This window comes from Ferdinandcohnia jepli, from assembly GCF_047246645.1.
Classification (GTDB): domain Bacteria; phylum Bacillota; class Bacilli; order Bacillales; family Bacillaceae_L; genus Ferdinandcohnia.
In genome coordinates, this window is the sequence record NZ_JBFOKR010000012.1 from 51528 (window position 1) to 65927 (window position 14400).

Below are 14400 nucleotides of genomic sequence, written 5' to 3' on the forward strand. Positions count from 1 at the left end.
CACGATCACCATCACGGACATGATTATCAACACGATCACGATCACCATCACGGACATGATTATCAACACGATCACGAACATGGTCATCATCACGAACACGATCACCATCATGAACATGGTCATCACCATTCCCATAGGTCATATAAAGACATTGTGAGAATGATTGAGACATCAGAACTTTCTTCTGATGTTAAAGAAACTTCATTAAAAATCTTTCGTAAAATTGGTGAAGCGGAAGGTTTAATTCATGGACTTCCATTAGAGGATGTTCATTTCCATGAAGTAGGTGCTGTAGATTCAATCATAGACATTGTGGGAGCTGCTATTCTTATAAATGAGTTAGGAATAACAACTATAAAATCTTCAGCAATTCCTGTTGGTACAGGTAAAATACATATTGACCACGGAATCTACCCAGTTCCTGCACCAGCAACACTTGAGATTTTAAGAGGAGTACCTATCGAGCATAGTGAAGTTCGTTTTGAACTAACAACTCCGACAGGTGCTGGAATTGTAGCAGTACTAGCAGAAGATTTTTGCAGCATACCTTCAATGAAAGTTTCCTCCATTGGATATGGCGCTGGTACAAAAACGTTTAAAGATTGTCCAAATGTACTTCGAGTTGTTATCGGAGAATAAAAAAGCTGTATGTATGTTACCCCTTACTAGTAATACTAGCTAGTATGGGGTATTTTGTGTCCCAATGTTACAAAATGTTCAATCATTTATTTTGGAGCCGATATATTTAAGTGATAAAATGAACTTATTCTAATTAAGGAGTTGTACTTTTTGAAAAAATTAAATTTAGGTACTAGTGATATACAAGCAGGAGAAATCTCTTTAGGTTGTATGCGTATGTCTAGTCTAACTAGTCAAGAAGCAGCAACAGTTATCGAAACCGCAATTGAAACTGGAATTGATCTTTTTGATCATGCAGACATTTATGGTGGGGGCAAATCTGAAGAGGTATTTGCATCAGCACTTGAGCAGTCTTCAATTAATCGAGAGCAAATAATACTTCAAACAAAATGTGGCATACGCAAAGGATTTTTTGATTTCTCGAAGGAACACATTCTTCAATCCGTTGAAGGAAGTCTTAAGAGATTAAACACAGATTACATAGATATTTTACTTCTACACCGTCCTGATACTTTAATGGAACCAGAGGAAGTTGCAGAAGCATTTACTTCTTTAAAAGAAAGTGGGAAAGTTCGTTATTTTGGTGTGAGCAATCAAAACCCAATGCAAATTGAATTGTTAAAGAAGAATGTTAAACAACATTTAATCATTAATCAATTACAACTAAGTATTATGCACACTCCAATGATTGATGCAGGATTTAATGTGAATATGCAAAATGATCCTTCTGTTGTTCGAGCAAGTGGCATCTTGGAATATAGCCGCCTTCACGACATGACAATTCAAGCCTGGTCACCATTTCAATACGGAATGATTGAAGGGACCTTCATGGGAAATAAGGATTATCCAGAAGTAAATGCTAAACTACAGGAACTTGCTGAGAAAAAAGGGGTAACAGATTCTGCTATTGCAATAGCTTGGATTTTAAGTCATCCGGCTAGCATTCAACCTGTAGTTGGCTCGATGAACCCACAACGTTTAAAGGATATTGCCGAGGCTTCAAATATTACACTAACAAGAGAAGAATGGTATGAGATTTATCGTTCAGCAGGGAATGTACTACCATAAACATATAGAGTATTGCATAAAGGGTGTCTTTATTGACACCCTTTTTTACTTGAATAAAATTAATCACTATTTGACAAATCCGAGTCTCTTTGATAAATTTATCTTGAGTTAAAGATATTTTAATTAAAGGTATTAGAAAGTAGAGTAATTGCCCATTAAAAAGGAAAATATAAGTATACTTAAATACGGAGGTTGAATGATGAACGGATTAAAGGGAATACACCACGTTACAGCTATTACAAGCAGTGCTGAAAAAAACTATGAATTTTTCACATATACATTAGGGATGAGACTCGTAAAAAAGACTGTAAACCAGGATGACATACAAACGTATCATTTATTCTTTGCTGATGACACAGGAAATCCAGGAACGGACATGACATTTTTTGATTTCCCTGGTATACCTAAAGGAACCCATGGAACGAATGAGATTTCAAAAACATCTTTCAGAGTGCCAACAGACGCTGCAATAGAATATTGGGAAAAGAGATTTGATCGTCTACAGGTTAAACATACTGGAATAAAGGAACAGTTTGGTGTAAAAACAATATCGTTTGTTGATTTCGATGACCAGCAATACCAACTAATATCAGACCAAAACAATAAGGGTGTTCCTTCAGGTACTCCATGGCAAAAAGGACCAATCCCACTTGAATATGCAATCACTGGTTTAGGACCACTATTTGTGCGGACTGCCCATTTTGACTTTTTCAAGGAAATGATGGAGAAGGTATTACTATTTAAGGAAATTGCTAAAGAAGGCCCTCATCATTTGTTCGAAGTAGGAGAAGGTGGAAACGGAGCACAAGTTATTGTAGAAAACAACACTGTTCTTCCTCCAGCACGTCAGGGATTTGGTACTGTTCATCACGCAGCTTTCCGCGTAGAAGATCGATCCGCTATCGAGGAATGGGATAAACGTATTAGAAGCTTTGGCTTCCAAACGTCCGGTTTTGTTGATCGTTTCTTCTTTGGTTCTTTATATTCAAACATGGCTCCTCAAATTTTATTTGAGTTTGCGACTGATGGACCAGGCTTTATGGGAGATGAACCTTATGAAACACTAGGAGAGAAGTTGTCACTACCTCCATTTTTAGAATCGAAACGCGAAGCCATTGAGAAAATGGTTCGCCCAATTAATACTGTTAGAAGTACAATTGAGTTTACAAAAGAATAAGTAACAATGACATTAAGTCCTTCATCTTGAAGGACTTTTTTTGACATATTACTACCTCACCAATTATTCTTGTACATAGGACTTTCGACACTATATTATCCTTGCTTTTCGGTAATGTTTCCCATTCCCCCAAACTATCGAAGGATTTTCTCGAATTAAATCGAAATTTGTCTTATTTCGTTGTATAATAACTAAATGTAATTCAACTTTTTCTAAAAATAAAGGAGGTTCCGTTCATGATGGAATGGGCGTTAGTCATATTATTTGGTGCAGCAGCAGTGTTGCTCATTTTATCCTATACATTAACGAAAAAAGCTAAGAAGGCCGAGCATAGAGAACTTGAGCTATATTCAATCAGCTTTATGGAAGAGATTAATAAATTACAACAGCAAATGAGAGATATAGAGCTAGACTCAGAGATTCTTGCAAATGAAGCAGGAATTGATACAACAGATCGAAAGCAAAGAATTCTGTTACGCGAAGCACTTGATTTATACAAAAGAGGGTATTCCCTTTCAAGCATAGCTACTGAAAAAGACATGACAGAAATCGAAGTCCAAGAATTACTTTCTCCTTTTATGAAGCAAAAAGAGGAAGGGAGACAAGTAGCAAATGACTGATAAAATTTTAAGAAGTTTTGCATCTGGATTGTTGGTTGCTGCAAGTGTTTGTGCACTCGTATATTTTGTCGGCCCTGATAAAACAAATACCACAAAAGCCGAAGAAAAACCAACAGTTGAGGAAATGACAAAATTATTACAGGCAGATGGTTATGTTGTTCATACTGAGACAGAATGGAACGAATTAACTGCTGCAGTTCAACCAGCTACTGAAGAAAAAACTGAAGAGAAAAAAGAAGCTACCGAAGATACAACTACTGAAAAAAAAGCTGAAGAACCTAGAGAGGAAGTATTTCGTACCGTTGTTACAGTTTCAGAAGGTATGACAAGTTTTGATGTAGGTAAGGCGCTTGTATCAGCAAATATCATCGAAGATGCTTGGGACTTCACTTTTATAGTAGAAGACAAGGGAGTAGCAAAATATCTAAAGTTAGGTACCTATGAAATCGATAGTACGATGACTACAGATGAAATAATCTCAAAGATTTTTAATAGGTAATCACTAAAAGACCAATTTCACTGCTAATTGGTCTTTTTTTAGTATACTTAAAAAGATTATGATAAATATAGAATACACCTTGGAGGGTAATTATGCTTATGATACGCAATGTAAATATGAATGATTTACCAACCCTTATAAGAATTGAGCATCTCTGCTTTTCAAAAGAAGAGGCCGCTTCAGAAGAAGCATTTGTAAATAGAATACAAAAAATCACAGATAGCTTTTTTGTCGCTGAAAAAAATGACAAGGTAATTGGCTTTGTGAACGGGCCTGTCATCGAAAACAAGTACATTACAGACAATTTATTTCGTGATGTGAATACGAACAAAGCAACTGGAGGCCATCAAAGTATCCTTGGACTTGCAGTATCTCCCAATTACCAAAAGCAGGGTGTTGCTTCAGCGTTACTAACCCATATTGAAAAAATATCAAAAACGAAGCAACGCCAAACCATAACTTTGACCTGTAAAGAAGAATTAGTTACCTTCTATGAAAGAAATGGATATCAAAACGAAGGTATCTCCAATTCAGTCCATGGTGGGGAAGTATGGTTTAACATGGTAAAAATTTTATAGACATGATATGTGGCTTGGTATGATTTTTTAAACCAAGCTTTTTTTTTTTTGCAAATCGAATGTATTTTATAATAATTTAGTAACAAGCTCATCATATCATGCCCATATTACTCAAACTCTTGATTTCTTGTAGACAATGATTATCAAATTTCCCCTTATTAACATACCTTATAGTATCTGTAAGAAGAAGAGAGCTTTTACGAAAGCCTCTATTTGAAAGTAAATTATTATATTTTACAAACGATTACCTTACCGGTTAACAAATAAGAATTCCGTCAAGAATGAATGTAACTAAAAAAGCTAATGGGGTGTTACAAAAATGTATACCAATAAAGCCATACAGGTTCTTGACCGCATGCGTTTACCGAATGGAGCTTATACAGCTAGTTTGTCAAAAGATTATAGCTACGTTTGGATAAGGGACATTGTATACACAGTACTTCCGTTCATGAAAGAACCTTCGGAACGTTATACAAAGGCATATCATGCGTTATTTGATTTATTTAAAAGATACGAATGGAAGATAGATATCCACCGAAATAAGAAACCAATTTATTTGTATGAATATATCCACTCCCGTTATTCAACTGAGTTAAAGGAAATGCCAGTAGAATGGGGTCACGCACAAAATGATGCGATTGGCGCATTTTTATGGGGTGTAGGTGAAGGCTATCGACTTGGTCAAAGAGTCATTCGTGATGAAAAAGATATAGAAATTATTCAAAAGCTCGTTGATTACCTCGAATGTCTTGAGTATTGGCATGCAGCAGATAATGGAATGTGGGAAGAAAATATGGAAGTCCATGCTTCTAGTCTTGGAGCTTGTATTGCTGGTCTACACGCAGTAAAAATCCTTGTAAACGTAAAAGAAGACCTAATTCGAAAAGGGGAAGAGGCCTTAAAAGACCTTTTACCTAGAGAAAGCAAAACAAAAGATACAGATTTAGCATTATTATCATTGGTGTATCCATACCGTGTGGTTGATAGAGAAACAGCAATAAAAATTGTAGATAATGTTTCATCTAAACTTGAGCGTAGACACGGGGTTATTCGTTACAAAAATGATCAATATTATAATCAAGGTAGTGAGGCAGAATGGTGTTTCGGGTTTCCATGGTTAGGTCTTTGTTACTTAGAACTTGGTTTATTTGATAAGGCCGAGGAATACGTTGGTAAGACAAAGCGAATTATTCCGGACAACTGGGAGGTACCGGAATTATATGTTGGTGGTACAAATCACCCAAATGGAAATACACCACTCGCCTGGTCAGTCTCACTATCCTATGAATTCCTCTTTAAGATGGAACATGTAATTACAGAAAAAATATCATAGACTTTATCAAATGCGCCTTGGCGTATATGCGCCCGATTTTTTTCGAGCTTGCTCGAAAAATTTCCTTTTAAAAATCGAGGCATCCGCCGGAGGCTTTAACTTTATTCAGCCGGAGTTTGAACCCCGGCTTAATTGTATACTCTTTTTGCATTCATCCCCCACTTATAGAAGTAGGGGACTTCTGCTGAATAAAGTTAAAAAGCTGCGTAAAGCGGCTTTTTTTATCGTCGAAAAAACTATATTAAGATAACAAAAACAATAAATGAATGTAGATTCATAATATTATATTGAAATAATTAAATTTCTAACCTCAATCTTATAATATGTGACTAAATAACTATTTGTTGAAAACGATTACAAATAAAACGTCCTGTTCGCAAGCGTGTTAAATAATATTTTTTTACCTATTCCTCTTTATTTGACAATAAAAAACATTATTCGCTAAAGGATAATTTCTATACGAAAGAGAATTTACAAATATATAACTAATCAACTAGATTTCTGGTATTACATAGGTCACCTGCACATATAACAAAAGGGGGATATCTTAATGAATTCGATTGCTGAACTAGACGTAGACCTTTTTCCGAGTGATCTGGAGTTATACCTTTTTCATGAAGGAACACTTTTGGAAGCATATAACATGCAAGGGGCACATTTTATTACGTACAAAGGAGTAGCTGGAGTCCGTTTTACAATATGGGCGCCTCATGCAAAACAGGTTTCTGTTGTTGGGGAGTTTAATAGGTGGGATGGAACAAAGAATAAACTAAAAAAACTTCCACAATCCGGAGTTTGGGTTGGATTTATTCCTGATTTAGGGGAAGGGGAACTATATAAGTTTGAAATTGAAAATGTTAATGGTGAGAGAAAACTTAAATCAGATCCATATGCATTTTATTCTGAAGTGCGCCCTAATACGGCATCTATCACAAAACGCCTTAATCAATATGAGTGGAATGATAAAAAATGGCTAACAAAGCGAGATAAGGAATCATCTTATAACAAACCAATTCTTATGTACGAACTTCATATCGGATCCTGGAAAAAGAAGGATGATGGTTCCTTTTATACTTACAGGGAACTTGCAGATGAACTCATACCCTATATTCTTGAACATGGTTATACACATATTGAACTTATGCCGGTATTCGAACACCCGTTCGACTTATCGTGGGGGTATCAATTAACAGGCTATTACTCTATTACAAGTCGATATGGTACTCCAGAAGATTTTATGTATTTCGTTGACCAATGCCACTTGCACGGAATAGGTGTAATTCTTGATTGGGTTCCTGTGCATTTTTGTCGTGATGACCATGGTCTAGGCAGGTTTGATGGAACACCTCTTTACGAACCTGCTGATTCCAGTAGAGCAGACCGAGAATTATGGGGAACCTATAGCTTTGATTTTATGAAGCCAGAAGTGCATAGTTTTTTACTTTCCAACCTTGTGTTTTGGATGGATGTTTATCATATCGATGGCTTTCGGGTTGATGCTGTTTCTTCATTGATTTACCTCAACCATGACAACCCAAAACCAGAAAAGCTTACAAATCAGTTTGGAGGTGAAGAAAATCTAGAAGCAATTGCATTTATAAAAAAAGCGAATGAAGAAATTTTCAAACGGTATCCAGGTGTCCTAATGATTGCTGAAGAAGCAACAGATTATCCACTCGTTAGTGCACCCACCTCTGTAGGAGGACTTGGTTTCAATTACAAATGGAATATGGGTTGGGTGAATGATGTTCTTACATATATGAAACATCATCCTTCCGAAAGACGCTACCATCATAATTTATTAACCTTTTCGTTTTTTTATGCATTTTCTGAAAATTTTGTACTTCCATTTTCTCATGATGACGTTGTACACGGGAAGAAGTCATTACTCGATAAGATGCCAGGAGATTATTGGCAAAAGTTTGCGAACCTACGACTTTTATACGGATACTTTATGACACATCCAGGAAAGAAACTTCTCTTTATGGGAGGAGAATTTGGTCAGTTTTCTGAATGGAAGGAATTAGAGCAACTGGATTGGCTCTTACAAGATTATGAGTCACATTCAAAACTTCAAAGTTATGTAAAAGAACTTCAGCACTTTTATCGTACAAATCACAGTCTATGGAGACTTGACCACGAGCAAGCTGGATTTGAATGGATAGATCCGGATAACCATGAACAATCGGTGCTTACATTTATCAGACATGGAAAACGTAAAGGTGATTATTCAATAGTTGTTTGTAATTTTTCTACTCAAGTATATGAGGATTATCGAATTGGCGTTCCCTCTAAAGGAAAATATATCGAGGTTCTTAATAGTGATAGTGAGTTCTATGGTGGTTCAGGTCGACTAAACAATGAACCTACACTGGTAAGTTCCGAACCTTGGCATAATCAGCCATATAGTATGAGCATTAAGGTTCCACCTTTAGCTATAAGTATTTTTCAAAAACTTACGAAGAAGAGATCGAGGGGGAGTCAAGTAAAATGAGATCAAAGAAGTGGATTGCAATTGTCCTTGCTGGAGGCCAAGGCTCACGGTTAGGCGAATTAACTACAACTCTAGCAAAACCCGCTGTACCATTTGGCGGTAAATATCGTATTATCGATTTTCCATTAAGTAATTGCACTCATTCAGGTATTGATACAGTTGGTGTTGTCACCCAATATCAGCCACATGTTTTGAATAACTATGTAAGTAACGGTCGACCATGGGATTTAGACCGAAATAGCGGCGGTGTTACCGTTCTTCCTCCTTACCTTGGAAAAGATGGAGGAGAATGGTACAAAGGCACTGCGAATGCTGTATACCAAAATATTCATTATATTGAGCAATATAACCCTGAATACGTCCTGATATTATCAGGTGATCATATATACAAGATGGATTATAGTAAAATGCTGGAATTTCATCTTGAAAAAGCAGCTGCAGCTACAATTGCTGTTATCAAGGTTCCTTGGTCTGAGGCTAGCCGTTTCGGCCTAATGAATACAAATGAAGAACAACGAATCGTTGAGTTTGAAGAAAAACCAGCAAATCCAAAAAGCAATCTCGCTTCGATGGGAATCTATTTGTTTCAATGGAAGCTTCTCAAAAAATACCTTATTGAAGATGAAGAGAACACTTTATCTACAAAGGATTTTGGCAAGGATATTATCCCAAAGCTATTGGCTGACAAAGAAAACCTCTATGCCTATCAGTTTAATAGTTATTGGAAGGATGTTGGGACAATCGAAAGCTTATGGGAAGCTCATATGGATTTATTAGATGATAACCCTGGTTTTGATTTGCATGATCCACGATGGCCATTTTTTACTGGTATTGCAAATCATCCGCCACAATTTATATCTGCTAATTCCACAGTCTCTCAATCTCTAATAAATGAAGGATGCATCGTGCACGGTGCAGTAGATCATTCTGTACTTTCCTATAATGTTCAAGTAGGAGAGAACACAGTAATAAAGGATTCTGTTATCATGCCGAATGTCAAAATTGGAAAAAACGTAAGAATATACAAATCTATAATTGCCAGTGACCTTTGCATTACGGATGGAGCAGTTATAGGTTCTGATTCAATAGATTCTAAGATTACATTAATAGGCGATGCAAATAAGGAAGAACCCTTTATTGTAAATAAGTAAGATACACAGATATAACTACAGAGGAGCGATGTTTTTGGAACGTGTAATTGGCGTTATAAATCTGGTTAACGAGAAACAATACTTAAAAGAGCTAACTCATCATCGTTGTTTATCAGCTGTACCATTTGGAGGACGATATCGGCTTATTGATTTTACAATGTCTAATTTTATCAACGCTCAAATTAAAAAGGTCGGAGTATTTACGAAGGATAAATATCGTTCTATTATGGATCATCTTGGCTCAGGAAAAGAGTGGGATCTGGATCGACGTAACGGAGGGCTGTTCATTTTACCACCTGTGCACCCCGATAATAATATCAAAGGAGATATCCAACAGTTCTATGATCACATTGAATTTTTTCAACGTTCATATGAAGATACTGTGATTTTCTCACCGGGTCATCATGTAACAAAAATTAACTATAATGAAGTCGTGAAAAGTCACCGTGCAAGCGGTGCTGACATTACCATTTTGTATAAACACTTTGATGGGGAGCCTGTAGAAAAACCGATTTATCATAATTGTATCCATGATTCTGAAGGAAACATTATGAATTTAGAGCTATATACTTCTCCTATTTACGGTGATCCTGTTTGCTTAGAAACCTTTGTCTTTAATAAACAGATTTTAATTGAGCTGATTACAAAATGCTATGAGAATGAGGAATATGATTTTTTGCGAGATGTTGTTAAAGCAAACCTTCACCAGTTAAAAGTAAACAGCTATCGTGTCACAGGCTATATGCCATGGATTCATTCTATTTCTAGTTATTATAAAAGCAATATGGATTTTCTAAATCCGGAATTAACAAGAGAGTTTTTCTTTGATACCTGGGATATTTATACCAAAATAAAGCATGAACCACCTGTAAAATACTCAACCTCCTCGAAAGTAACGAATTCGCTGATTGCTAACGGTTGTGACATCGAGGGGACCGTTGAAAACTCAATTATATTTAGAGGTGTAAAAATTAGAAAAGGTGCAACTGTGAAAAATAGTATCGTCATGCAAAAAGGAATTATTGAAGAAGGAACGTATCTGGAAAATGTCATAACGGATAAACAAGTAAATATTACACCAGACAAAGTGATAATTGGGGAATTCTATCCTCATGTTATAAAAAAAGCGGAGAACGTATAATGGGGGAAAGTCATGAATGTATTGTTTGCCGCATCTGAATGTGCTCCGTTTATTAAAACTGGCGGCCTTGGAGATGTAATTGGTGCTTTACCAAAAGCATTACAGAAGGAAGATATAAATGTAACAGTTATCTTGCCAAAATACAGTGATTTGGCAGATTCATATAAAGAAAAATTAGAATTAATACGAATAATTGATGTTCCAGTTGGATGGCGGAAACAATTTTGCGGTATTGAAAAAATCGTATATAACGGGGTTACATGTTACTTTCTCGATAATGAGTATTATTTTAAAAGGTATGGAAGTTACGGTTTTTACGATGATGGTGAAAGATTTGCTTTTTTCTCACGTGCAGTACTTGAGACATTGCCTTATCTTGAAGAGAAACCTGATGTTATTCATTGTCATGATTGGCAAACCGGACCAATTCCTTTACTATTACAGGCACATTACAAGTATCATCCTTTTTACCAAGAGATAAAGACAGTTTTCACTATTCATAACCTTCGCTACCAAGGGGTATACCCTCGAAACGTATTAGGGGAATTATTAGACGTAAGTGATCGATATTTTCATATTGAAGCTGTTGAATTCTACGGGAATGTTAGTTACTTAAAAGCCGGCTTAGCCTTTGCTGATTCGATAACCACGGTAAGCCCAACCTATGGAAATGAAATACAAACCGCTTATTACGGAGAAAATCTTGATGGTTTTTTGCGTAAGCGTGGCGGTGATATATGTGGGATTGTTAATGGGATTGATTCTCATGAATATAATCCCGCTACTGATCCTAATCTCTTTATCAACTATGATTCGTATGAAGGAAAAGCTGAGAATAAAAGACTTTTACAAGAACAGCTCGGACTTCCAGTTAATCCAAAAATCCCTGTCATTTCGATGATAACCAGATTAGTAGAACAAAAGGGGATTGACCTTGTTTTACATGTTTTTGAAGAAATAATTAAACAAAATGTACAATTTGTTTTACTTGGAACAGGGGAATCGCGATATGAAGATGCCTTTCGTGAATTAGCCGAAAAATATCCCGCTCAGGTTTCCGCTAATTTATTATTCGATGAAGGATTATCCCGAAAAGTCTATGCAGGATCAGATTTATTTTTAATGCCGTCTCAGTTTGAACCATGTGGAATTGGTCAATTACTTGCTTTCCGTTATGGAACTTTGCCTATTGTTAGGGAAACTGGTGGTCTAAAAGATACCGTAATTCCTTACAATGAATTCACTGATTATGGGAATGGATTTAGTTTCACGAACTACAATGCGCACGATATGCTTTATACAATTGAAAGGGCGATTTGGTTTTATCGGTTCCAGCCAAAGAAGTGGAAAGAGCTTATCGAAAGAGCATTGAATTTGGACTTCAGTTGGAAGGCATCCGCAAAAGAGTATAAAGCTTTATATGAAGCGGTACTTTTTAATAAGACATACAGTTAAAAACGTTAGGATTAGCTCCTAACGTTTTTTCTTACCTATTTACGGCCAAGCTGTGTTAATGCAATACGGCGAAACGAGGAGCTGCTAAAATCAGTTGAGTTTTTTTGTTTAATTCGATCACGTACTGGGTTTTCATCTGTCATCTTAGATTCATTTTGTTCATTTTGGTTTTCTACCATGGAGACCTCACCCCAAACTTTTCTTGAAGGTAGATTCCCCATGAACAAGATTATTTATAACAATTGTGTTAAATTACTGGATAGTAAAAATCATATCTAGGATTATAGTAATACGGTGGTCTTGGCCCAATCTCAGGCATTTCAAAGGATTGATCATTGACATTATAGACAAGGTCAACCTTTTTTGTAGAGTTATTCATCAACAAAAACTTAACCTCTTGATTAAAATAATACATACCTATGCCTCCTTTAGATGCTTACCCCATTTTATTCATCTCTGTCGTTTCATGAGCCCGTACCTGCGAAGATTCTTCTTGTATACCAGCATACAAGCACCTGAACTTTCCTTAGTTCATACGCTAAATCAGTATTGAATTTAGGAGGTTGCCTATGTCTAGCAGTAAACGAGAAAATGAAGGGAAGCAAAACTATCCCTTGAGTCCAAACTACGGGAGAATCACTCAATATGAGGATGTTGCATTAACGGTCCCTGAGCAAAGACAATTTCGTCAACCAGGGGTAGAAAAACTAATGGTACCAAGACCCATCATTGAAAACCCAAACTATCAAGGAAGCGCTAAACTGAGTGGAAAAGTTGCTTTGATTACAGGTGGGGATAGTGGAATAGGGGCAGCCGTAGCAATTGCGTTTGCAAAGGAAGGGGCTAATGTGGCTATCTCTTATTTAGATGAACAAGAGGACGCCGAACGCACGAAAAGTAGAATTGAGGAAATTGGCCAACAGTGTCTGTTACTCCCAGGCGATTTGCGGGATAAAAAACAATGTAGATCTATCGTTAAGGAAACAGTAAAAACCTTTGGAAAACTTGATATTTTATGTAATCATGTTGGGATTCAGTTTCAACAACTCAGTCTTCTTGATATAACTGATGAACAATTTGATGATACGTTTAAAGTAAATATCTATTCACATTTTTATACAACGAGAGCTGCTTTACCACATTTAAAAGCGGGAAGTTCTATTATTAACACGGCTTCAGTTGTTGCCTTTTACGGATATGATCAGCTAATTGATTATACAGCAACAAAGGCTGCTAATGTAGGTTTTACACGTGCACTAGCAAGAAATCTTGTTTCAAAAGGAATTCGGGTTAACGCTGTAGCTCCTGGTCGAGTATGGACTCCACTCATTCCTTCAAGCTTTTCAGCAGATCAAGTACCACTTGCCGGGAACCCAATGGATCGTCAAGGTCAACCCTTTGAACTTGCACCAACCTATGTTTACCTTGCCTCAGATGACTCTCGATTTGTCACAGGGCAAACATTACATGTAAATGGTGGGCAGGTTATGGCTTAGTTACTACCTGCCGAAAAATAGAAAGCCATCTTATCTATTTTTCGGCTTTCTTTCTTACCGTTTCTGTTCCTTTATAGGAGCGTTATTTGGCTTTTCAGGAAACGATGCTTTCCCTTGATCTGGGCCTGTTAAATCATTCCGTTGGTCAAGAACTTTTCCGGTGAACTCTACAGGATTTGAATCTTTCATTTTTTTCACCTCCACCATTTTTAGCATGGGTAAAACGAGGTTATTTATTAAATTTTTTAAAGATAATGTAGTTCATCTATTAAACAGAAAATTATTAAAATTTAATAAGATTTTCTCCACTACTCATGCTAAAATAAAGAAAATTGCGTTCTAAAAAGGGGATATGAAATGCGCTATAGTGGTGTTGTTCGTTTAGGCGGGATTTTAATGGGGATTGGGGTTTTATTTTTAACAGTTTTCGTTATAGCATTGATGTTACTTGCTGGTTTAGATGGTGTTCAAAGCACTTCTTATTTATTCTTTATACCTATTCTTCTACTGTTTTTAGTAAGTATCGTACTAATAATGGTATCATGGCGAAAAAAAAGTAAGAGTACACCTGTCTTTTTTGGAATAATAGCTATTCTTTCCATTTCTTTCTTTATTGTAAGTCGCGGAGCACTTGGAAGTTTACCAGAGACTGTAATGCTTATTGAGGGATTATTAGCCGGGTTTCTGGCATTTAAAACATATCGAGAAAATAAACAATAACGAAAAAGGATTGTACAGATTCATCCGTA

General features: G+C 36.3%; 16 protein-coding genes. 13 read left to right on the top strand and 3 right to left on the bottom strand.

Annotation, left to right across the window (positions count from 1 at the left end):
- Positions 1–159 precede the first annotated feature (159 nt).
- From larC to glgA, 11 genes are all read left to right on the top strand, one after another.
- Entirely contained in the window at positions 160–639 is a 480-nt protein-coding gene (gene larC / locus AB3M96_RS13925) for a nickel pincer cofactor biosynthesis protein LarC (protein ID WP_412968231.1), read from the top strand.
- Between the two features lie 150 nt (positions 640–789).
- Positions 790–1707 (top strand): aldo/keto reductase, encoded by a 918-nt coding sequence (locus tag AB3M96_RS13930; protein ID WP_412968232.1) that lies wholly within the window; start codon positions 790–792, stop codon positions 1705–1707.
- Positions 1708–1906: 199 nt separating this feature from the next.
- Positions 1907–2884 (top strand): ring-cleaving dioxygenase, encoded by a 978-nt coding sequence (locus AB3M96_RS13935; RefSeq protein ID WP_412968233.1) that lies wholly within the window; start codon positions 1907–1909, stop codon positions 2882–2884.
- A 236-nt stretch (positions 2885–3120) separates the two neighbouring features.
- Positions 3121–3504 carry a hypothetical protein gene (locus AB3M96_RS13940; RefSeq protein ID WP_412968234.1) on the top strand — a complete coding sequence of 128 codons (384 nt, stop codon included), beginning with the start codon at positions 3121–3123 and terminating at the stop codon, positions 3502–3504.
- Positions 3497–4003: an MltG/YceG/YrrL family protein gene (locus AB3M96_RS13945; protein ID WP_412968235.1), complete on the top strand. Its 507-nt coding sequence runs from the start codon at positions 3497–3499 to the stop codon at positions 4001–4003. Before AB3M96_RS13940 ends, AB3M96_RS13945 begins: the two co-directional genes overlap by 8 nt.
- A gap of 92 nt (positions 4004–4095) precedes the next feature.
- Complete coding sequence (locus AB3M96_RS13950; RefSeq protein WP_412968236.1) at positions 4096–4581, top strand: GNAT family N-acetyltransferase; 486 nt, start codon at positions 4096–4098, stop codon at positions 4579–4581.
- 319 nt (positions 4582–4900) lie between these two features.
- The gene (locus AB3M96_RS13955) at positions 4901–5914 is read left to right on the top strand and encodes a glycoside hydrolase family 15 protein (RefSeq protein WP_412968237.1); all 1014 of its coding nucleotides are present in this window, start codon (positions 4901–4903) and stop codon (positions 5912–5914) included.
- Between the two features lie 550 nt (positions 5915–6464).
- Positions 6465–8408 carry a 1,4-alpha-glucan branching protein GlgB gene (glgB, locus tag AB3M96_RS13960; protein WP_412968238.1) on the top strand — a complete coding sequence of 648 codons (1944 nt, stop codon included), beginning with the start codon at positions 6465–6467 and terminating at the stop codon, positions 8406–8408.
- Positions 8405–9559: a glucose-1-phosphate adenylyltransferase gene (locus tag AB3M96_RS13965; RefSeq protein WP_412968239.1), complete on the top strand. Its 1155-nt coding sequence runs from the start codon at positions 8405–8407 to the stop codon at positions 9557–9559. Before glgB ends, AB3M96_RS13965 begins: the two co-directional genes overlap by 4 nt.
- Positions 9560–9593: 34 nt before the next feature.
- The gene (glgD, locus tag AB3M96_RS13970; protein WP_412968240.1) at positions 9594–10700 is read left to right on the top strand and encodes a glucose-1-phosphate adenylyltransferase subunit GlgD; all 1107 of its coding nucleotides are present in this window, start codon (positions 9594–9596) and stop codon (positions 10698–10700) included.
- Between the two features lie 12 nt (positions 10701–10712).
- Positions 10713–12155: a glycogen synthase GlgA gene (gene glgA / locus AB3M96_RS13975; RefSeq protein WP_412968241.1), complete on the top strand. Its 1443-nt coding sequence runs from the start codon at positions 10713–10715 to the stop codon at positions 12153–12155.
- A gap of 35 nt (positions 12156–12190) precedes the next feature.
- Here the strand turns inward: glgA and AB3M96_RS13980 are convergent, their stop codons facing one another.
- Positions 12191–12334: a hypothetical protein gene (locus AB3M96_RS13980; RefSeq protein WP_412968242.1), complete on the bottom strand. Its 144-nt coding sequence runs from the start codon at positions 12332–12334 to the stop codon at positions 12191–12193.
- A gap of 68 nt (positions 12335–12402) precedes the next feature.
- A complete protein-coding gene (locus tag AB3M96_RS13985; protein WP_412968243.1) occupies positions 12403–12570 on the bottom strand; it encodes a hypothetical protein in 168 nt (55 codons plus the stop codon).
- A gap of 154 nt (positions 12571–12724) precedes the next feature.
- Between AB3M96_RS13985 and AB3M96_RS13990 the strand changes: the two genes are divergently transcribed.
- Positions 12725–13651 (top strand): SDR family oxidoreductase, encoded by a 927-nt coding sequence (locus AB3M96_RS13990; RefSeq protein WP_412968244.1) that lies wholly within the window; start codon positions 12725–12727, stop codon positions 13649–13651.
- A 54-nt stretch (positions 13652–13705) separates the two neighbouring features.
- On the opposite strand, the gene AB3M96_RS13995 is transcribed toward AB3M96_RS13990, so the two are convergent.
- Positions 13706–13840: a hypothetical protein gene (locus tag AB3M96_RS13995; protein WP_412968245.1), complete on the bottom strand. Its 135-nt coding sequence runs from the start codon at positions 13838–13840 to the stop codon at positions 13706–13708.
- 168 nt (positions 13841–14008) lie between these two features.
- Between AB3M96_RS13995 and AB3M96_RS14000 the strand changes: the two genes are divergently transcribed.
- A complete protein-coding gene (locus AB3M96_RS14000) occupies positions 14009–14371 on the top strand; it encodes a hypothetical protein (protein WP_412968246.1) in 363 nt (120 codons plus the stop codon).
- The last annotated feature ends 29 nt before the right edge of the window (positions 14372–14400 follow it).